The 22,276-nt window shown below is 27.5% G+C and carries 18 protein-coding genes; 17 read left to right on the top strand and 1 reads right to left on the bottom strand.

The features are described 5' to 3' along the window. The 15 genes from CSBG_RS11840 to CSBG_RS11770 all read left to right on the top strand — a co-directional run bounded on the left by CSBG_RS11840 (position 1) and on the right by CSBG_RS11770 (position 19,044). On the top strand, positions 1-375 hold the full coding sequence (locus tag CSBG_RS11840) for a GntR family transcriptional regulator (RefSeq protein WP_008679784.1): 375 nt from the start codon (positions 1-3) through the stop codon (positions 373-375). A 5-nt stretch (positions 376-380) separates the two neighbouring features. Continuing rightward, positions 381-1,100 carry an ABC transporter ATP-binding protein gene (locus CSBG_RS11835; RefSeq protein WP_008679783.1) on the top strand — a complete coding sequence of 240 codons (720 nt, stop codon included), beginning with the start codon at positions 381-383 and terminating at the stop codon, positions 1,098-1,100. A gap of 20 nt (positions 1,101-1,120) precedes the next feature. Beyond that, positions 1,121-1,639 carry a hypothetical protein gene (locus CSBG_RS11830; RefSeq protein WP_008679782.1) on the top strand — a complete coding sequence of 173 codons (519 nt, stop codon included), beginning with the start codon at positions 1,121-1,123 and terminating at the stop codon, positions 1,637-1,639. A 449-nt stretch (positions 1,640-2,088) separates the two neighbouring features. Continuing rightward, positions 2,089-4,440, top strand: coding sequence for an ABC transporter ATP-binding protein/permease (locus CSBG_RS11825; RefSeq protein ID WP_008679781.1), 2,352 nt, complete (start codon positions 2,089-2,091; stop codon positions 4,438-4,440). Between the two features lie 117 nt (positions 4,441-4,557). After that, the gene (locus CSBG_RS11820) at positions 4,558-5,232 is read left to right on the top strand and encodes a response regulator transcription factor (protein ID WP_008679780.1); all 675 of its coding nucleotides are present in this window, start codon (positions 4,558-4,560) and stop codon (positions 5,230-5,232) included. Continuing rightward, positions 5,229-6,290 (top strand): HAMP domain-containing sensor histidine kinase, encoded by a 1,062-nt coding sequence (locus tag CSBG_RS11815; RefSeq protein ID WP_008679778.1) that lies wholly within the window; start codon positions 5,229-5,231, stop codon positions 6,288-6,290. The genes CSBG_RS11820 and CSBG_RS11815 overlap by 4 nt, the downstream gene beginning before the upstream one ends. 132 nt (positions 6,291-6,422) lie before the next feature. Further along, a complete protein-coding gene (locus CSBG_RS11810; RefSeq protein ID WP_008679775.1) occupies positions 6,423-7,277 on the top strand; it encodes a MurR/RpiR family transcriptional regulator in 855 nt (284 codons plus the stop codon). A gap of 279 nt (positions 7,278-7,556) precedes the next feature. After that, positions 7,557-9,011, top strand: coding sequence for a hypothetical protein (locus tag CSBG_RS11805; RefSeq protein WP_008679773.1), 1,455 nt, complete (start codon positions 7,557-7,559; stop codon positions 9,009-9,011). Between the two features lie 22 nt (positions 9,012-9,033). After that, the gene (locus CSBG_RS11800; protein WP_008679772.1) at positions 9,034-10,932 is read left to right on the top strand and encodes a leucine-rich repeat domain-containing protein; all 1,899 of its coding nucleotides are present in this window, start codon (positions 9,034-9,036) and stop codon (positions 10,930-10,932) included. Positions 10,933-11,072: 140 nt separating this feature from the next. Further along, the gene (locus CSBG_RS11795) at positions 11,073-11,786 is read left to right on the top strand and encodes a hypothetical protein (RefSeq protein WP_008679770.1); all 714 of its coding nucleotides are present in this window, start codon (positions 11,073-11,075) and stop codon (positions 11,784-11,786) included. After that, the gene (locus tag CSBG_RS11790; RefSeq protein WP_008679769.1) at positions 11,779-13,341 is read left to right on the top strand and encodes a DUF4127 family protein; all 1,563 of its coding nucleotides are present in this window, start codon (positions 11,779-11,781) and stop codon (positions 13,339-13,341) included. The genes CSBG_RS11795 and CSBG_RS11790 overlap by 8 nt, the downstream gene beginning before the upstream one ends. Further along, positions 13,331-14,689, top strand: coding sequence for an FAD-dependent oxidoreductase (locus tag CSBG_RS11785; RefSeq protein WP_008679767.1), 1,359 nt, complete (start codon positions 13,331-13,333; stop codon positions 14,687-14,689). The genes CSBG_RS11790 and CSBG_RS11785 overlap by 11 nt, the downstream gene beginning before the upstream one ends. A 166-nt stretch (positions 14,690-14,855) precedes the next feature. Then, complete coding sequence (locus CSBG_RS11780; protein WP_008679765.1) at positions 14,856-16,157, top strand: hypothetical protein; 1,302 nt, start codon at positions 14,856-14,858, stop codon at positions 16,155-16,157. A gap of 87 nt (positions 16,158-16,244) precedes the next feature. Next, complete coding sequence (locus CSBG_RS11775) at positions 16,245-18,392, top strand: hydantoinase/oxoprolinase family protein (RefSeq protein WP_008679764.1); 2,148 nt, start codon at positions 16,245-16,247, stop codon at positions 18,390-18,392. A 10-nt stretch (positions 18,393-18,402) separates the two neighbouring features. Further along, positions 18,403-19,044, top strand: a complete 642-nt coding sequence (locus tag CSBG_RS11770; protein ID WP_008679762.1) for a hypothetical protein — start codon at positions 18,403-18,405, stop codon at positions 19,042-19,044. Between the two features lie 219 nt (positions 19,045-19,263). On the opposite strand, the gene ltaE is transcribed toward CSBG_RS11770, so the two are convergent. Then, positions 19,264-20,310, bottom strand: a complete 1,047-nt coding sequence (ltaE, locus tag CSBG_RS11765) for a low-specificity L-threonine aldolase (protein WP_008679760.1) — start codon at positions 20,308-20,310, stop codon at positions 19,264-19,266. A gap of 131 nt (positions 20,311-20,441) precedes the next feature. Here ltaE and CSBG_RS11760 point away from each other — a divergent pair, with 131 nt between their 5' ends. Together CSBG_RS11760 and CSBG_RS11755 are read left to right on the top strand one after the other, a co-directional pair. After that, positions 20,442-21,338 (top strand): hypothetical protein, encoded by an 897-nt coding sequence (locus CSBG_RS11760; protein ID WP_008679758.1) that lies wholly within the window; start codon positions 20,442-20,444, stop codon positions 21,336-21,338. Positions 21,339-21,503: 165 nt separating this feature from the next. Beyond that, a complete protein-coding gene (locus CSBG_RS11755) occupies positions 21,504-22,271 on the top strand; it encodes a histidinol-phosphatase (protein ID WP_008679757.1) in 768 nt (255 codons plus the stop codon). The last annotated feature ends 5 nt before the right edge of the window (positions 22,272-22,276 follow it).

Raw genomic sequence — 22,276 nt, 5'->3', positions numbered from 1 at the left:
ATGAATATTATTTTAGATACAGAGAGTAATATTTCAATTTATGAGCAAATAGTTAAATCTATAAAAAATTCAATTATACAAGAAGAGATAATGCCAGGAGATTTATTACCATCCATTAGATCCCTTGCTAGAGATCTTCAAATAAGTGTAATTACAACAAAACGTGCATATGAAGAACTAGAAAAGGAAGGATTAATTTATTCAGTTCAAGGTAAGGGCTTTTACGTAAAGGAGCCAAATCGTCAAAAACTTAGAGAGGAACAGCTTAAAGATTTTGAAAATAATTTTGAAAGTTTAATTAATGAGGGTAAAAAATTAGAACTTACACTTGAAGATATGCAAGATATTTTAAAGACTTTATATGAAGGGAGATAGCCTTTATGACAAATAGTATACAATGTGAAAATATAGTAAAAAAATATAAAGAATTTTCACTTAAATCAGTTTCTTTAACAATTAAACCAGGATATCTTACAGGACTTATTGGAGTAAATGGAGCTGGGAAAACTACACTTATTAATATTATATCTGGATTAGATACTGACTTTGAAGGAAAAGTAAATATAAATGGAATTGATATAAAAAAGAATACTTCTGAAGCAAAACAAGAAATTGGTCTAATTTCTGAAAAGCTTTCATTTTTTATGGATAAGACAGCATATGAAAATGGAGTACTTCTTGGAGAATATTTTAATAATTGGATTATGGAAGATTATTATATATGGCTAGATAAAATGAATATTCCTAAGGGGCAACCCTTATACCAGTTTTCTAAAGGTATGAAAATGAAATTTCAAGTAAGCTTTGCTATGGCGCATAGTCCAAAATTTCTTCTCTTAGATGAACCTACTGCTGGATTTGATCCTGTTTTTAGAAAAGATTTTTTAAATATGCTACAAGATATATTAAATCAAGATATAGGTATTCTTATGTCAACTCATATAACTAGCGATCTTGATAAGATTGCAGATTATATTATTTTACTTGATAATGGTGAAATTAAAATAAATGATACTAAAGAAGCCCTTGAAGATAATTTTAAAAGAAAGCAATTAGAAGATTCATTAAATAAAAAATTTCACATAAGTGATTTACTTTAAAAATAAGGAGGTATAATAAAATGAACTATTTGGAAAATGAAAAAGAAAGAATAAAGTATTATTATCAAAAATTATTGATTGGCGTATTATTATTTTTTTACTTTGTAGTTATTCAATCAAATGTTTCTTCTCATAAAGTTATATGGGGAAAGGGATTAGATCCTAAACCTATTTCTTTTATAAATCCTATATTAGTTTTTGGAGTAATTATATTGACACTTTATCTTAACAATCATTTATTCTGGATAAAGGAACAAGGGAAACGAGTTTTTATATTAAGAAAATATGATACTATACCATTAAGTAAAAAGGAAATGTATAGTTCGAAATTTAAAATAATAATTAATAATTTACTAACTTTCTTATTAGGAGATATCATAATTTATATAGGCACTATGATGTTTAATTCTTATTTAGAAATTGATATTTTGATGAACATTGTGGAGATATTGCAAGTTTTTTTAGTATCAGTAATTTTAATAGGATTTCTTTTAATAATAAATCTTATCCAAGATAATAAAACTAAAAGAGAAGTTTAAGTAAAATAAGTATGAATTAATAAAGATATAATTTTATTAATTAAAAATAAAAAATATTAGAATGTTATTTCCTATGAATTATGATAGAAAAAAATTTTTATCTATCATAATTCATAGGAAATTTTTAAAATTAAGTTTTATTAAATATGGCTATAATCATATATATAATAGTTTTACTAAGTTCATATTTAGTTCATAAAACTAAAATATTATATAAGTTATAGTAAGTATTCTAAGTTTATCTTAATTATATTCATAACTTATAATATTTAAGTAAAGTCATTATTTTAGCAACTTATATAAAATTTAAATAATATATGCTTTCAATTTTGATATTTTACTTAGATAAGCCTATTAACCTTTAATCATATAACAATATAGGGATGAAGATAATTAATTGAAACATATATTTAAATTATCGTAGTAAAATTTATTGCAGGAGGGAAAGTATGTTATCGCTAAAGAATATAAAAAAATCATATGTAACAGGCGAATTTAAACAAGTTGCTTTAGGTGGGGTAAGCTTAAACTTTAGACAAAATGAATTTGTAGCAATACTTGGACCAAGTGGTTCAGGAAAAACTACTTGCCTAAATATTATTGGAGGATTAGATAAATATGATAGTGGAGATTTAATTATTAACGGGAAATCCACTAGAGAATTTAAGGATTCAGATTGGGATGCTTATCGTAATAATAGTATAGGATTTATTTTTCAAAGCTATAATTTAATAAGCCATTTAAGTATTTTAGACAATGTAGAAATGGGAATGACATTAAGTGGAGTTTCATCTGCTGAAAAGCATAAGAAGGCTTTAGAATCTTTAGAAAGAGTTGGGCTTAAAGATCACGTTCATAAAAGACCAAATCAGCTTTCAGGTGGACAAATGCAAAGAGTTGCTATTGCACGAGCGCTTGCAAATGATCCAGATATAATATTGGCAGATGAACCAACAGGAGCTCTTGATACTAAGACTAGTATTCAAATAATGGACCTTATAAAAGACATAGCAAAAGATAAACTAGTTATAATGGTAACTCACAATCCAGAGCTTGCTAAGGAATATGCAGATAGAATAGTTGAGTTTAGAGATGGTAATGTTATTTCAGACACTAATCCATTAGAATCTGAAAAAAATAATATTTCATATAGTCTTAAAAAGACAAGTATGAGTTTCTTAACAGCATTAAAGTTATCAGGAATGAATATAAGAACTAAAAAATGGAGAACTTTTTTAACAGCATTTGCATCAAGTATAGGTATTATAGGAATAGCTCTAATTTTATCACTTTCAAATGGATTTGATAAGCAAATAGATATTTTTGAATCAGATACCTTATCAGGCTTTCCAATTATGATAACTCAAAAAGCTGCCGAAGTTGATATAAATAGCATGATGGAACATAGCAAAGAAATGAGAAAAGAGATGTCTGGAGATAGTGAGACAGAGGGAAAATATCCAGATACAGATGTTATTTATCCATATAATACGAAAGAAAATACATTTATGCATACTAATAAGCTAACAGAAGAATATATAGATTATGTTGAGAAAATTGATAGCAATTTACTTTCAGGGGTATCATATACTCGCTTGGTCAACATGAATCTTTTAAAGAGTGATGGTAAGGTTGCGACTCCAGTAAGTGTTTCAGATTTAAATTTATCATCTTATCCAATTAAGCTAGATAATAGTACAGAAGGATATTTAGAAACATCATATGATTTACTTTCAGGTGAATATCCAAAAGAAATGACAGATTTAGTTTTAGTTGTAGATGAATATAATAAAATAGATACAACAATTTTGGATGCACTTGGAATTGATAGTAATAAAGAAGAAATTAACTTTAATGATATTATAAATCATGAATTAAGAGCTATATTAAATAATGATTACTATACTAAGGTTGGAAACTACTTTACATTAGCAGGAAATCCTAGTGATATGAGTGAAATATATAATAATGAAAGAGCAATTCCACTTAAGATCACAGGAATCTTAAGATTAAAAAAAGACGTAACAATTCCTGTTTTATCTTCAGGACTTGCTTATTCAGATGAATTAAGTAAGCACTTTATAGAAGATGCTAAAAATTCAGAAGTAGCAAAGGCACAAGAAGCTGCTGATTATAATGTATTTACAGGAGAAAGATTTGATAAAGTAAGTGATAGACCAGATAGCAATAATCAAAATACTAAGGAGAATATACTTTCTTCAATAGGGGCAGTTGGTACTCCATATATGATTACTTTATATCCAAAAGATTTTACAACAAAAGAAGCTGTAACTGACTATTTGGATGATTGGAATGAAGGAAAAGAAAAAGAAGATGTAGTAATATATAATGATATGGCAAGTACATTTGTAAGTTTATCAGGTGGAATAATGGATGCTATAACAATGGTTTTAATAGCATTTGCAGCAATATCTTTAGTAGTTTCATTAATAATGGTTGGAATTATAACTTATATTTCAGTTCTTGAAAGAACAAAAGAAATAGGAGTTTTAAGAGCATTAGGAGCTAGAAAAAAAGATATAACTCGTGTATTTAATGCAGAAACATTTATTGTTGGAAGCTGTTCTGGTATTTTAGGAATAATAATTGCTTGGCTTTTAACATTCCCAACAAATAATATATTATATAAAATAACTGACTTAAAGGGTGTGGCAGTTTTAGATCCAGTTCATGCTATTATATTAATAGTTATAAGCGTATGTTTAACAATGTTAGGTGGATCTATACCGGCTAAGATGGCATCTAAAAAAGATCCAGTTGAAGCATTAAGAACAGAATAAATTCAAAAGTTATAGGCAAATATCTATTAAGGTATTTGCCTATGTTTTTAACTGTACTATAATATTTATTTAAGAGATGATTTTTTTATTTAAGAGGTAAATTTTGAGGAGAATATAATGATAAATATATTAATTGTTGAAGATGACAAAAGCTTAAGAAGATTAATGGAAGTATTTTTAAAGCAAAATGGATATGAAGTATATTTAGCAGAAGATGGAGAAAAAGCTATTGAAATATTTGAAGATAAGCATATTGATTTAGTAATATGTGATATTATGATGCCAAAAGTAAGTGGATATGAATTAGTAAAAGATTTACGTAATTCCAATTATGAACTACCAATTTTAATGGTTACAGCAAAAGAAACCATAGAAGATAAGAGAAAAGGATTTTTAGTTGGTGCAGATGATTATATGGTAAAACCAATTGATTTAGATGAAATGCTTCTTAGAATAAATGCACTTTTAAGGAGATCTAGAATATCAAATGAACATAAGTTAATAATTGGAGATGCAGTTTTAAATTATGATACATTAACAATAACAAAAGGGGAACAGATAATAGAATTAGCTAAAAAAGAATTTTATTTACTATTTAAACTACTTAGCTATCCTAAACAAATATTTACTAGAAATCAGCTTATGGAGGAGATTTGGGGTGTGGATATTGAAAGTGACGAAAGAACTGTAGATGTTCATATTAAACGAATTAGAGAAAAGCTAAGTGATTTTAATGAATTTAAAATTGTTACAGTGAGAGGGCTTGGGTATAAGGCGGAAAGAAATATATGAAAAAGATATATAATTACTTTAGACACACTTTGCAAGGAAAAATAATAGTATACTTTTTTACAACAGTTCTTTTAAGTAATATAGTTACATTTTTTATTGTATCTCCAATAGTAAATAGAAAAATTTCAGGTAGTGAACAATATTTAATTCCTATACTTAAAGAATTTCATGGATTAAAGTTTGTAATTTTAGGAATAAGTTTTATAATTTCTTTAACATTATTATGTTTTATTTCTACATTAGCTGTTAAACAAATAAAGAAATTAACTAAGGCAACAAATGAAGTTGCAGAAGGAAATTTTGATGTTAAATTAGAAACAAAGGAAAAAGATGAAATAGCTCAATTGATTTTTCATTTTAATGATATGGCAAAGAAATTAAAAAATACAGCCTATATTCAAAAGGATTTTGTAAATAATATATCTCATGAATTAAAGACTCCAATTGCATCAATTCAAGGTTTTGCTAAGGTTCTTAAAAATAAAGATTTAACAGAAGAAGAAAGAGAAGAGTATTTAAATATTATAATTGAAGAATCAAAAAGACTTGAAAACTTATCAAGTAATATATTAAAAATATCTAAACTAGAAAATCAAGATGTATTAGAAAATCAAAGCAAGTTTGCATTAGATGAAAATATAAGAAGAGCTATACTTTTATTACAAAATAAATGGATAGAAAAGAATATTAAATTTAATTTAGATTTACCAACTACTTATTACTATGGTAATGAAGAATTGTTTTTACAGGTTTGGACTAACATTATAGAAAATGCCGTTAAGTTTTCACGTGAAAATGGAGAAATTAATATTGGAATAGAAAAAAGTTTTGATTTTATAAAAGTCTATATAGAAGATAAAGGGATTGGAATGAATGAAGAGGTAGTAAGTCATATATTTGATAAATTTTATCAAAAAGATGACTCTAGAAGTGCTTCAGGATATGGATTAGGACTTGCAATAGTTGAAAGAATAGTTGAACTTTCAAAAGGAAGCATTTATGTAAAAAGTGAATTAAATAAAGGAAGTACTTTTATTATAAGTTTAAGCAGAGGATAAGGGGAGAATTACTAATAATATGAAGTAGTCTGAGAATAAATTAGATATTGTATTAGTTAAAAGTAGTTATTTATTTAATTTTATAATATAATTATCTTACAAAAGTAAAATAGTAAAGTAAGAGGGATATAAATGAAATCTTCATTAGTAAAAGATAGAAGTGAGTTAACTAAAGCAGAAAATAAGATTTGTGATTATATAGAAGAGTATATGAATAGTAGTATATACATGACAGTTACAGAGATAGCAAATAATTGTGGGGTAGGAGAAGCAACGGTTACTAGATTTTGTAGAAAATTAGGATTTAGAAGTTTTCTAGAATTTAAAATGACAATGGCTCAAGAGTTTAAGAATAGTGGATATGATAATGAAGATATTATTGAAAGTGAAGTAGTATCTGAAAATGATTCTTTAGGTGAATTTGTAAAGAAATTCTATGAGATTAATGTAAATTCTTTAGAAGAAACCTTAAAGAAAATAGATTATTCAATGATTGAAGAAATATCAGATATTTTAGTTAAAGCAAAAAGAATTTCTTTCACTGGTGTTGGCCATTCGGGTATAATTGCAGAAGATGCTTATTATAAATTTATGAAAATAGGATTAATTTGTAATTGTTATAGAGATAGTCATACTCTAGTAATGATGGCATCGTTAATGAAAGAAGGAGATGTTCTATTTATTATCTCGAATAGTGGTAATACAGAGGAGATTAATATAGCAGCAGAAATTGCTAGAGAAAATAATGTAAAAGTAATTTCTATTACAGAAAATTTGTTATCTAAATTAGCAAGGGTTAGTGATTATGTTTTAAATTATACAGACCAAGAAATAAAAATTGATATGGAGTCTTTTGGAATAAGGATATCACAAAATTTTCTTATAGATTTAATATGTACTAATGTTATAAGAAAAAATAAAGAAATAGCAGTAGTATCCAAGAGTAAAACTGAAAAAGCAATTGAAAAGTTAAATATAAAGCGATGAGAATTATAAAAATCTCATTGCTTTTATTTTTGTAGTAATAATTGAGAAAAATATTTTCAATTAAAAAGAAAAAAAATTTCAAAAATCTATTGATGAAAAGGTTTTATAATGTTAATATTAAATAAATAATATAGTGATATTAACATTTAAGTAAAAATAAGTTATTTAATTTAGTACTGCAGACTAAAATTATATATTTTCTTAGTAGACATAATAAAATGCATCATAATACAAAAGATATAAAATTATGATTAAATGGTATAAAAAGGAGAGAGGAAATTGAGAAAGTCTACAAAAAAAATAATATGCTTTTTTGTCGGGATATTAGTTATATTAGGAGTTTTTTCAAGAAATGTATTTGCTAATTCCATAGAAAAATATAAGGGAAGTATTGTAGCAGACAGTATAAATAGTAAAATTCCAGAAGAAGTAAGAGAAGAAAATACACCTAACTTAGATTTAATGTATATGATTTATATTGAAAATAGAGATGGAGGAAGTATTTATCAAGAATTTCCAGATGGATCAAAAAGAAGTATAGGAAATGTAATAAGATCAGGTAAATATCCAACAAATTCATCTGCAGGATTCTGGGCATCACACTATGATGCAGCAAATGACGGTACTCATTCCTGCATTACTGCATCAGCTTCAAATAACGTACATGTTAGGGTTGGTCCTAATGAAAGTTACGATCCTATAAAAGCTGCAGAAATAACAAAAGCATCAGTACCAAGTCTTTCCCCAGCTGATATTGAAGCAGCAGGAGTTTGGATGCCTAAGCAATTTACTATTGGAACAGAGGATGATTATGTTTATGCAGAAATAAATAATCCATCAAAATTTACAGAGAGCATAATTTATACAGATATTCTTGGAGGAAATGAAATATTTGGTGGAGAAAGCGGAGCCTTTGTTGGGAATCCAGTACAGTTTTTAGATAACGATGAAGAATGGAAATCTCTAGATTACTATTATAATGGAAGTTATGATAAGCCTATACCTGAAGATTTAAGGATAGTGGTTAGTAAACCATCTATATCAATTGGTTCACCTGTTAGTATTGAATTTGAAAACTGGGCAGCAGGAGATACTGTAAATGGTGAATATAAAGAATCTAACGGAAGAGTATTATTGAATTATGCTGATGGAACTAGTAAACATATAGCAGATATAATTCAAAGAGTAAGAGGAACAGGTAGATTTGGTGGAAGTGAATATTCACATGTGGGAACCTTTAGAGCAAGTCATCCTGGGGTTATTTGTTTATCAACATCTCCAAAGGTGGGAAGGTCAAATTGGGGAACTTATATTGATTATTCTGGAGGAATTCAGCTAGTACCAGCTAATCATGCCAAGTTTTTAGCTTATAATGTTGATCAAAAATCATTTATAGATGGAGCTTACTCTCAGCAACCTCACTATGGAATAATAGCAAGTATCGGAGCAAATAAGGAAGATCTTTATAATCCAGAATATGCACCTAATGGAGAGATTACATTTGATCCTATTTTAGAAGCAGTAGCACCACTTTATTCTCAATATTTAAAACCTAAATATATAGATGGAGATATTGAAAATAGTACTATGTTTGTTATATCAGAAGACTTTGGAGTAAATTGGAAAGAAACTCCGACAATAATGGGGTTAACTGGTTTTGAAAATCATTCAGCATCATTTGAAGAATCACCGGTTGCAAGTTGGACAAACATAAAGATACTTCTAGAATATTAATTATTTAAATGAGGTGAATAATATGAGAAAAAGGTTAAAATTTAAAGTAGCGGCTGTGTCTGCTTTACTATTATCAATTGTGTTAGTATCATTTTTTTCAGCAAATAAATTAGTTTATGCAGATGAAAATATAACTATAAATATTAATGAAGAAGATTTGGATAGAGAGCTAAATGATGATGAACTAAAAGGAATGTTTCCAGATGAGAAATTAAGAGAGGTAATTGTTAGGACAGCTACTCATACTAGTTTTAGTAATCCTCAAAAGATACCAGATATAGAATCTAATAAAATTACTTTAAGAAAGCTTCAGTCTATAAAGTATTTATTAGCAATGGAAGAAAAAATAGAATCATTACAAGGGATATCATATTTACCAAACTTATTAGAAATGAACTTAGATGGTAATCACATAAATGAAATTCCAGAAGAGATAGTTAAATTAGAAAGCTTGGATAAGTTGATTCTTTCAAGAAATAGATTGAATAAAGTTCCGACATATATAGGTGCTATGAAAAAGCTTCGTTGGCTTGATGTATCCAAGAATTCATTAACATCTTTGCCAAAGGAAATTGGTAATATTATAACATTAGATAGATTAGATATTTCTCAAAATAAAATTAAGGAAATTCCATCTGAGATAAATAATTTAAAAAAACTTATAAGACTACTTGCTTATGAGAATGAGTTGACAACTTTTCCAAGTGATATAGTAGGATTACCAGTTTTAAGAGAACTAAATCTTTTTAATAATATGATTACGGAATTACCTGATAATATAGGATCTTTTCCTGAACTTATGTATTTAAGAATAGGAGAAAATAAATTGACATCTTTACCAGAAAGTATAGGTGAACTGGAAAAACTATTCACCTTATCTGTAAATAATAATGAATTAATAAATCTTCCAGATAACATAATAAATCTCAGTAAATTAACAGAAATAAATTTATCAAATAATAAATTAGAAAGATTACCAGATAATATAGGAAGATTAACTTCAGTAAAAGAATTGAATTTAGATAATAATAATATAAAAATATTCCCGGATTTATCTAATTTAGTTGACTTAAAAACAATATATATATCAAACAATAATATAATTAATTTTGAAATAGATTTTTTACCGACATCAGTACAATATATAGATTTATCAAGAAATCTATTGACTTCAGTACCGATAATAGAAAATATAAAACACTTAGATTTATCTTTTAATAAAATTGAGAATATTCAAGAAGGGATAAAAAGTATGAATTCAATTTCATATTTGGGCTTGAATGGAAATTTAATAAAAACGCTACCTAAAACTATAGGAGATATGATAACTTTAACAGGAATAAATTTAAGTAATAATAAGCTAGTAGAAATACCAAGTGAATTTGGAAACTTGGTAAATTTACAAGGTCTATATCTTAGTAATAATGAATTATTAGAAATACCCAATACATTGGGAAGCATCACAGCATTAAGATTTCTTTCTTTAGATAATAACAGATTAACTATAATACCAAAAGAAATAGGAACTATTGAAAAGTTAAAGAAAGTTGATTTGAGTAATAATTATTTAACTAAGTTAGAATTTAGTGATAAAGCTAATGTTTTAGCAGATGGTAATTTTATTGAGAATATGGAAGGACAATTAAGGTTAGAAAATATATCAAATAAAAAAATAGATTTAAAAATAGGAGAAGAAATTAATTTATTAGATTATATAGAAGTTAAAGGTATGGATAGAGAGTTACCTGTAGAAGTAATGGAAATTGAAGATATATCTAATAAAGAGTTCTTTAAAATAGGAAGCAATTCTACTAGCATAGTAGGAGAGAAAAAGGGAAATGGTAAAGTAATAATAAAAATTAGAAATTCTGTAGGAGAAAATTCTAGTAAAACCTTAGGTGTAAGAATTAAAAGTAAATAAAAATGAAAGAGCTTGATGAAAATCAAGCTCTTTTTGAAAAAAAATTTCTCAAAAAATGAAAAAATATTTCAAAAAGTATTGAATTGGTATTTTTATAATGATAGAATTGTATTAAGGAAATTGAGAAAGGAAGGTATAGTATGAATTTAATTAATATTTTGAACGAAAAAGAAATATCACTAATAGTAAGTCTTCCAGAAAATAATGTAGAATTAGCAAAAGCAGCATTATTAGCAGGAGCAGATGTGTTAAAGATTCATATAAATGTTGAACATAGAGCTAGCAAAACTAGATTTGGATCTTTAACTGAAGAGTTAGAAGTAATTAAAAAAATTGTATCACTTTGCAATGAGTATGATAAACCAATAGGAATTGTAGCTGGAGGTCATGATAAGATACCAATGAAAGAAATTGAAGGTATAATGAATGAAGGGTTTAGTTTTATATCATTATACGATAAGCATATGAATCCATTAATATTCAATAAAGACATATATAGAATGGTTGCAATAGATAATAATTATAAATTAGAATATGTAAAAGCTTATGATGAATTACCTATAGATGTATTAGAATGCTCTATTATGGATCCAGAAACTTATGGAGATGAGCTTACAGTAAGAGAAATATTACAATATCAATCAATTCGTAGTACAACCTCAAAGCCGATGGTTATACCAACACAAAGAAATATAACACCAGAACAAGTTCTAATATTACAAGAAATGGGTATTAATGCAATAATGATTGGAGCAATAGTAACTGGTAAAACAAAAGATTCAATTTATGAAAGTACATTGAAATATAGAAATATGATAGACAACTTTAATAGTGAGAGGGTTATAAATGAATAATAATAAAATCTTATATATCCCACTAGATGATAGACCGGTTAATTTAGAAGTAGTTATTCAATTAGCCAATTTAGCAGAATTAGAGATTAAGGTGCCAAAAAAAGAAAACTTAGGAAGCTTTTTTAATGAAGGAAATGTAGAATTAATAAAAGAGTGGATTAAAAGTGAAAAGTGTGATGCTTTAATAGTATCTCTAGATATGTTGATTTATGGAGGACTAATAGCATCTAGAACAGATAAAAAATCATTAGAAGAATCTAGAAAGATATTAAACTTTTTAAAAGATTATAAAAAGGAAAATAAAGAAATAAAAATATATGCATTTTCAAATATTATGAGGTTATCTATATCAGTTTCAAATGACGAAAGTCAAATATGGTGGGGCAAAATAAATGAATATAATGAATTAAGATATAGAGTAGAATCATTAAATGAAGTGAGTCTAAAAAATAAGTTGAATCAAATAGAATCAGAAATACCACAAGATGTTTTAAACACTTATTTAAGAACACGAGAAAGAAATCATAAAGTTAATATGGAATCAATAGAGCTTGTTAAAGAGGGGATAATTGATTTTTTAATATTATCACAAGAGGATTGCTCAAAATATGGACTTCATTTAATAGAGCACAAAAGAATCCATGAAAAAATAAATAAGTATAAATTAGAAGATAGAATATATGTTTATCCAGGTGCTGATGAGATCGGACAAATTCTTGTTAGTCGCTATGTAAACGATATAAGAGGATTTAGACCTAAGGTATATGTGGATTTTGATGACAAGGAAGCAGAAGATAGTATTCCAAAGTTTGAAGATAGATCACTTAAAATTAATATAAATGAACATTTAAAAAGTACTAATGCTTTGATTATGGATAAATATGATGAATGTGATTATATACTGGCTGTAACTACTCCTAATATTCCTTATATAGATATGGCCTCTGATACTATAGAAAACTATAATAAGAAAATAGTAATTGATAATTTTATAAGTAGAATTAAGAACTATATAAATTTAGGTAAAAAAGTATCAATTGCAGATTTAGCCTTTTCAAATGGTGGGGATGAATATCTTATAAAAAGATTAAAAGAAGAGAATTTACTATTAAAAGTAATATCATATGGAGCTTGGAATACGGCTGGAAATGCAATGGGAACGTCTATAGCTCATGGAAATATTATTTCAAATATAAATTCAAATAATAATCTAAATTTTAAAAAATCATTAGAGAGTCTAAAATTTTTAATTGAGAGATATTGCGATGATTATATATATCAAAGTAGTATTAGAAATGAAACAAATAAAGAAGTATTAAAAGAAGGATTAAGTATTTTTAACATGAATAAAAGAGTTGAAAAAATAGATTCTTTTGTTGAAAAGTCATTAAATAGAATGACTAATGATTATTTTTATAAAAGTAAAGTTAGCTATTTAGAAGCTAAAGGAGAAATAGAAGAGGTAATAGTAAAGGCTAAATTACCATGGAATAGGACATTTGAAGTAGAATGTGAGGTTAATATCAAATTTAAGGAGGGAAGATATGAAGATTAAAGGAAGCAAAAGTTGCGATATTTTGATTATTGGCGGGGGGCCTTCAGGTATTATAGCTGCAAAAGCAGCAGCTGCTGATGGGAATAAAGTAATTTTAATAGAAAGAGGTGGATACTTAGGTGGGTGTGCTACTAAATCCTTAGTTATTCCTCTTATGACTTTCCATGCTGGTAAAAAGCAAATAGTAATGGGATATGCAAATGAACTTATTGAGAGAGTCAAACAAAATGGAGGAACAATAGGGCATATAGAAGATCCACTTGGCGTAGCAGCAACAGTGACACCTATAGAAACAGAAGTTTATAAGTATATAGCTCAAGAATATTTATTAGAAGCAGGAGTAGAAGTTTTATACCATACAGAGGCTTTAGATGTGGAAGTTAATGAAAAAAATATAAACTCAATACTTGCAAAGACTAGATCAGGGATATATGAGATAAATGCTAAATACTATATTGATGCTACAGGTGATGGAGAAATAGCATATCTTTCTGGAAACGAAATGAATATAGGTAGAGAAAAAGATGGTAAGTGTCAACCTATGACTATGATGTTTAAAGTAAGCAATGTAGATATAGATGAATTGGTTAAATATGTTGAAGACAATAAGGATGAGTTTGTATTAGGTAAAAATATAAAAAGCCTGTTAGATACAAAAAGAGTTGCAATTTCAGGATTTTTTTCAAAGATAAAAGAAGCTACAAAAAATGGTGATTTTACTGTAAATAGAGATAGAGTTCTTTTTTTTGAACTAAATAGAAGAGGCGAAGTTGCAATAAATATGAGTAGAGTTATAGATAAAATTTCAGTCAGAGATTTTGATTTATCTGAAGCTACTATAGAAGGTAGAAGACAGGTAATTGAAATATATAACTTTTTGAAAAAATATATACCAGGATTTAAAAAAGCAATATTAGTTCAATCTGGAGATGAAATTGGGGTTAGAGAGTCAAGAAGATTAGTTGGAGAGTATCAATTAACAGAAAAGGATATTGTTACAAAAAAGATGTTTGAAGATACAATAGCGCTTGGAAGTTGGCCTATAGATATTCATGATCCAGATGGTAAGGAATTAGATCTTATGGAAATGAAAATTGGTGACTATTACGGAATACCATATCGAGCATTATTGCCCAAAGAAATTAACAATTTAATTGTTACAGGCAGAGCAATAAGTACAACTCATGAAGCATTAGCATCCATGAGAGTTTCTCCAATATGCATGGCTTTAGGGCAAGCAGCTGGAATAGCAGCTAAAATTTGTTTTAAATTTAAAAAAGATTTTAGAGAATTAAGTTATGAGGAGCTTAAAGTAGAATTGTTAAAAAGTAATCAAGTTATTGAATAAAATAATTTGCTAAACTATTTAATAAATTATCAATTGTAGGGATGTGATAAATGAATTAATATAAAATAATTTATAAGAACTCATGACATAAATTTTAACTTTAAATTTACTAAACCTAAATTATTAAAGTGCAATTATAAAAATAATATTAAAAAGGGGAATGAAAATGGGAGAAGTTTTAAATATTCAAGTTATTCTTATATTATTAGTTTTTGCTGTGTTTACAGGACTTATGATAGCTAAAAAGTTGCCGACGCTTTTAGCATTACCACTGCTAGGAATTATAATAGCGGTTATTGCAGGAGTTCCATTTATGACTCCAACAGAAGAAGGTGGACAAACTCTGATGGCCCACGTAATAGGCGCAGGATCATCTAGGCTTGCAGGAACTATGATGGCGGCTATTTTCGGAGCTATGTTTGCAAAAGTTATACAAAAACAAGGTATATCGAATACTATAATTAGAAAAGCAGCAGAGCTTGCAGGGGATAAGCCTTTAGCTATTGCATTTATTTTAACAACAGCTTGCGCAATAGTGTTTTCGGCTTTAGGTGGAGCTGGAGCGGTAATAATGGTTGCAACTATAGTAATACCGCTTATGTTATCAGCAGGAATAAAACCAAAGGTTGCAGCAGGATCATTTCTTATGGGTTTAGGACTTGGAGGGTTATTTAATGTTGCCAATTATCAATTTTATGTTGATGTAATAGGAATGGATATGGAGCTTGTAAAATCTACTTCATTAGTTTTAGGTTTAATATCTATTGTAGTAACAGCAGCTTATATATTAATTAATGTAAGAAGCAAGAGTGTAAGAAGTACATGGGCAATGCCAAATAGTAATTTTGAAACAAAGACTCATGATGATGTAAATGTATTTGCATTGATATCACCATTACTTCCAATATTATTAGTATTCTTCTTTAAATTTAGTGCGGAACTTTCATTATTGATTTCAGTAGTATATACAATTCTAGTTACTAAACCATCGCAAATAATACAAATAGCAACAAGCTCACTTGTAGAAGGTATACAAGATGTAGCAGGAGTAATCGGATTGATGATTGGAATTGGTATATTATTAAATGGTGTATCAGCAAATGCAACAATAGCATTGATGCAACCACTTATAGGAGCTATATTACCTACTTCTCCAATACCATATATTATAATATTTACTATAGCATCACCACTTGCATTGTATAGAGGACCTCTTAATTTATATGGATTGGGTTCAGGTATTGGAAATGTTATGGTTGCAGCAGGAACATTAAGTCCAGCAGCTATAGGTATGGCTTTAAGAGCTACAGGAGTAGTACAAGGAATATCAGATCCAACGAATACTCATAATGTAATCGTTGCAGATTTTGCGAAAGTAGATGTTAACTCAGTATTGAAATCTACACTTCCATATACTGTTATAATAACATGCTTATCATTAATTTATACAGCTTTAGTGATATTTTAATATTATGTAAATAAAGAATACTATTTTAGAAAATAAAGGTGCGTATAGGTGCACCTTTAATGATAAATGCATCAGGAGGGAAATATAATGGGTAAGGTAAGGATTGGAATAGATGTTGGTGGAACATTCACAGATGCTGTAGTAATAGATAATAATAGTTATGAAGTAATAGGCAAAGCTAAAATACCTACAACTCATCATGAAAAAGAAGGAGTTGCAAAAGGGGTAATAGAAGTTATAAAAAAGGTACTAGAAGAAAATAATATTTCTCCTAATGATGTAGTTTTTATAGCTCATGGAACAACTCAAGCAACTAATGCCTTATTAGAAGGTGATGTTGCAAAGGTTGGTATAATTGGAATGGGAAAAGGAATAGAAGGTGAAAGAGCTAAAAATGAAACTAAAGTTAATAATATAGAGCTATCACCAGGAAAATATTTATATACAGAACATAGATATATAGACTCTGGAAATATATCGCAAAAGTCTATAGGAGAAGCTATAAGACAGCTTAAAGATACTGGATCAGAAGTGATTGTGGCATCAGAAAGTTATTCAGTTGATAATCCAGAAAATGAAAAAATTGTTATAGAACAATCATTGAATAATGGTATATATGCTACTGGGGGATATGAAATATCACAGCTATATGGATTAAGAGCAAGAACTAGAACCGCAGTAGTAAATGGAGCATTAATTCCTAAAATGATGGAAACTGCAAATATGACAGAAACTTCAGTGAAAAATGCGAATATAAAAAAGCCACTTATGATAATGAGATGTGATGGCGGAGTTATGACCATTGATGAAGTTAGAAAAAGACCAATTTTAACAATGCTATCAGGTTTAGCAGCTGGTGTTGCAGGAGCATTGATGTATGAAAAAGTGTCGGATGGAATATTTTTTGAAGTTGGAGGTACTTCTACAGATATATCTGTAATAAAAGATGGAAAAGTAATGATTAAGAATTCTCAAGTTGGAGGACATAAACTTTATTTGAAATCTTTAGATGTCAGAACACTTGGTGTTGCAGGTGGAAGTATGATTGTTGTTGAAAATAATAAAATAGTAGATGTAGGACCTAGAAGTGCACATATAGCAGAAAAAGAATATGAAATATTTGCAGGTAAAAATGAAATATCAAATCCACAATTAATTTATATATCTCCAAGACCCGAGGATAAGTGTAATTATGTAGCTATTAATTGTGATGAAGGGAAAAGTTTTGCATTGACTTTAGCAGGGGCAGCAAATATTTTAGGTTATGTAAATGAAGATGACTATGCAAGAGGAAATATAGAAGAAGGAAGAAAAGCTTGGGAAGTATTAGCTAAAGAAGTTAATATGTCTATAGAGGAAACTGCAAAGACTGTTATGGATATAGCTATAGGAAAAGTGAAGAAGGTAGTTGATGAGCTGATCTTAGAATATAAATTAAACAAAGCTATAATAAGACTTGTTGGAGGTGGAGGGTCAGCATCTATAGTAACTCCATATCTTTCAGAAGTTATGGGCGTGAAATTTAATATCGCTAAGAATGCACCATATATTTCTACAATAGGAGTTGCTTTAGCATTAGTTAGGGAGCAAATAGAGAGAAGTGTTATAAATCCTACAGAGCAAGATATAAAAAAAATCAGAATGGATGTATTTGAAGCAGTTGTAAAATCTGGAGCAAACCCTGATACAGTAGAAATTACTGTAGATGTTGATGCTAAAAAGAATATTTTAAGAGCATCAGCAACGGGAGCAACAGAGCTTAGGACTAAAGAGCTTGGTGCTGAAAAGAAGTCAACGGATGAACTAATAAATGTAGTATGCAATTCAACTGGAGTATCTAAAGAAAATGTTAAGCTTATTGGAGAAACGGGAAGATGGAGTATATTTAAGTGTATTGAAACTACAAAAAAGCTATTTGGATTAATATGTAGCAAGAAAGAAAAAATAAGAATTCTTGATGAAGATGGTGTCATAAGATTACAAAAAGATAAAGGTAAATTACTATTTTGTACAAAGAAAGAACTATATAAAACTTACAATAATTTTATAGATGAAAATACATTATTCACAGATGCGGGGGCACAACTTCCGAAGATATATGTAATATTTAAACAAAAGCTTATTGATCTATCAGGAGTTATTAGTAAAGAGCAGCTATTGACATTAACAAATCTTGAAATAGAACTTTTAGATGAAGATACAAAGATTGGAATATTGGCAACTCAAGAAATTTAGGAGTGATTATATGAAAGACTTATATTTTTTGACTGATGAAATATTAGCTTTATTAGAACTTAAAGAAGATAGTTTGTTTCATAAGATACCTAAAGAAAAGATAAAGTATTATATTAATGAAGCTAATAGAATAGGGAAAAATATTGCAAGTAAATATAAAAATGAAGAGATAGAATCACTTTTAAAGAGTAATAAAGTGAATGTATTAATAAAGGATAATTCTAAAGCTAAAAGTTTAGATATTAGAGGAGAAATAACTTTTGATAAAAAGGAAAAACAAATAATAATCTATAAAAATTCTATGGATCAAATAATAGGAACATTAAAAAAGTATGGATTCAATATATCAAAGCAGGAAGTATATAATATTCATTTAGCTCATGAATTCTATCATTTTCTAGAGTTCAAAAATGAAGAAAATACTAATTATTTATTAGATGAGATAGATATAATTTTTTTAGGCCCAATTAAAAGAAAAGCGACGATACTAAAAACAAGAGAAATAGCAGCACATGCTTTTTGTAAAGAGTTATTAAATTTAAGCTTCCATCCAAAGATATTGGATTATATATACTTAATAGAAAATAAGAAAATTAACTTAAAAGAATTTAAAGATTATATAGAAGAATTAGAATTAAAATATATAAAATAATTAAATCTTTTACAAATATGTTGAGATTGAAATAAATTATTTTAAGGACGCTTTTAATAAATTAGATATGGGAACTATAGCTTTAGTAAAAATGATTTTAAAATATCAACTATTTTAAAACAACAATCTGTAAATATAAAAAACAGTAGTTAGTTTTTCATTTACACAAAACTAACTACTGTCATTTTTTATTGTAGGAAAGTCATATTTATAAGAATATTAATTTCTGTTTTTATTTAAGTATGTTTTTAATGTATCAACTATTTTTGAGATATCTTCTTTAGTAACCCAATAATGAGTTACAAATCTCATTTGACCATTTTCAACATCATTTATTTTAATATTATTTTCTAAAAAGTAATTTACTAATGCTTTAGTATCTATATTAGAATTTTTAAAACTGAAAAATACCATATTTATTTTAACATTATCTAAATTAACACTAAGTTCAGGGATTTTATTTAATTCACTAGCTAAAAGCTTAGCATTTTCATGGTCTTCGTCTAATCTTTTAGACATATCATTTAGTGCAACAATTCCTGCAGCTGCAAGGAAACCAGCTTGTCTTAGACCACCACCCATAAGCTTTCTCTTTTTTCTAGCTTTAGCTATAAAATCTTTACTTCCAGCTAAAATTGAACCAACAGGCGCACATAATCCTTTTGATAAGCAAAACATAACAGAATCACAATATTTAGTGACTTCTTTTACATTAACTCCAAGGGATGTAGATGCATTAAATATTCTTGCACCATCTAGGTGAATAGGAAGATTATATTTTTTGGCTGCATTAAATACCTCCTCCATATTTTCAAGAGTTAATATATTACCACTTGAGTGAGCATTTTCAATACAAATTAAAGATGTAGAAGGAAAGTGTATATCATCATCTTCAAAACGAATTCTTTTTTCAATTTGATCTGAGCTTATAATACCATTTGGGGAATCTATAGTCCTTAATTGTACACCAGAAATTACAGAGCTTGCCCCAACTTCATGAGCAACTATATGATTAGAATCAGCTATAATTACCTCACTACCTCTTTTGCAATGAGTAAATAAAGCAAGTTGATTGCCAAAAGTACCACTTGGAACAAAAAGAGCAGCTTCTTTACCTACTATTTCTGCAGCAAGAGTTTCAAGTTTTATAACGGTAGGATCATCTCCATAAACGTCATCACCGACTTCAGCATTAAACATAGCTTCTTTCATAAAATCTGGTTGTTTAGTTACAGTATCACTTCTTAAATCTATAAAGTTTTTCAATTAAAGCACCTCGTTTACATAAATTTATAACAATTATTAACACTATTATAATATAATAGAAGTAGATAATAAAACTAATTTATAAATAATATAGATATTATTTATTTTAAAGCAATAAAGGAGTTGTTGTTATGGGATCAGAAAAAAGAAGCCTAGAGAACATGAGAATATTTGGAGCTTTCGGATTAGTTTTAGGATTTATAGCTAATTTAGATTACTATTTTAAATACAAAGGAATTAAAATTCCATTTTTTAATAATATAGATATAAATTCTATAAGTATAATGATGATATTTTCTATAATAGCATTAGGAATTTTTTCTATAAGTAATATTAAGTTAAATGCAGAAGAGGATATACTTATAGAAGTTAAAAAGAAAACAATTATTTTAAAGATAGTCTGTATTCTTTTTGTTGTCTATTCAATGATTATAGCCATATTATCTAAAGATCCAGCTTTAGTTAGAATAGAAATATTAGCTGAAATAATTTTAATTTTAATATATATAATTGAAAGAAAGATAAAATTATTACAAATTACCGATAGGCAATTAAAATGGAAGAGAGATTATGAGTATCCAGGTAGTTATAATAAGGAAAGCAATATATTTTGGAGAATGAAATCTAAGTTTTCGCCCCATATTAAAGTTAAATGGAAAGATAGAATCAATAGGGTTAGGTGGATAAAGTTATTATTAATTATATTTTTATTATCAGGATATTTCGATAAAGAGTTTTATATATTTTTAATATTATTTATTCCAGATTTTATATATTTTTTTGAAGTTTTATTTGGATTGTATACTAAAACTAGTGGAATATGTACAGGAGTTGTAGAAACTACAAAAGGATCTACTAAAATACCGGTTTATAGAATCTATATTACTGATTATGAAAATGAATATGAAATAGCATTTAGTGTACGAGATTATTGTTATATTGCTGAGAGGGATGAAGTAGTTGTAGTTCATAGTATGATAACGAAGCGAGTTATAGAGGTTCAAGGAATAAGAATGGATATTTTATAAAATAATAAATTAGGCTATCATAAATTAATTATTAATAAATTTTTTATAATTAATTTATGATAGCCTTTTCATTTAAAGTTTGAAAATAGAAGTTACTTTAGATATATGTTATTATATTATTTATGTAATAAATACTTAAATGACGGAAAAGGATAGGTGAAGAAAATGAAAACTAATTATCATACACATAATTATAGATGTAACCATGCTATTGGAACAATAGAGGATTATGTAGAGGAAGCAATAAAGGAAGGTTATGATGAAATAGGAATATCAGACCATCTACCTCATCCAGGCAAAAATATAGATAATGGAAATAGAATGTCATATGAGGACTTAGATATTTATTTTAAGGAAATAGATGATGCTAAAGAGAAATATGGAGATAAGATATCAGTAAAAAAAGCAATAGAATGTGAGTATTTTGAAGATTATCATTGGTTATATGATGAATTTAAAGAAAAATATAAAGTTGACTATTTATTATTAGGAGTACATTTTTTCCCATATAAAGGTGAATGGCTTTATGTAGGTGGAGTTAAATTAACTCCAGAAATTTTGGAATGCTATATAGACTATGTAATAAAGTCTATGGAAAGTGGATATTTTGCTTACATAGCTCATCCAGATTTATTTGCAGTATCATATAGAAATTGGGATGAACACTCAATTAAAGCATCAATAAGAATTTTAGAAGCAGCAGAAAGATTAAGTATGCCTCTTGAAATCAACATAAATGGATTTAAAAGAGGGAAAGTTAAATATAACTTAGGTGAAAGATATTTTTATCCTGTAGAAGAGTTTTGGAATTTATCAAAAGAATATAATGTTAAAAGAATACTTGGGGTAGATGCACATGATCCTGAAGATTTAAGACTTAGATTTAGGGGAGAAGAATTTGCAAAAAAAATTAAATTTAGAAATTATAGATAGAATAT

Source organism: Clostridium sp. 7_2_43FAA (assembly GCF_000158375.2).
GTDB lineage: Bacteria > Bacillota > Clostridia > Clostridiales > Clostridiaceae > Clostridium > Clostridium tertium.
Note: the sequence above shows the minus strand (reverse complement) of the source record. Positions and strands in the feature narration are given on the sequence as shown.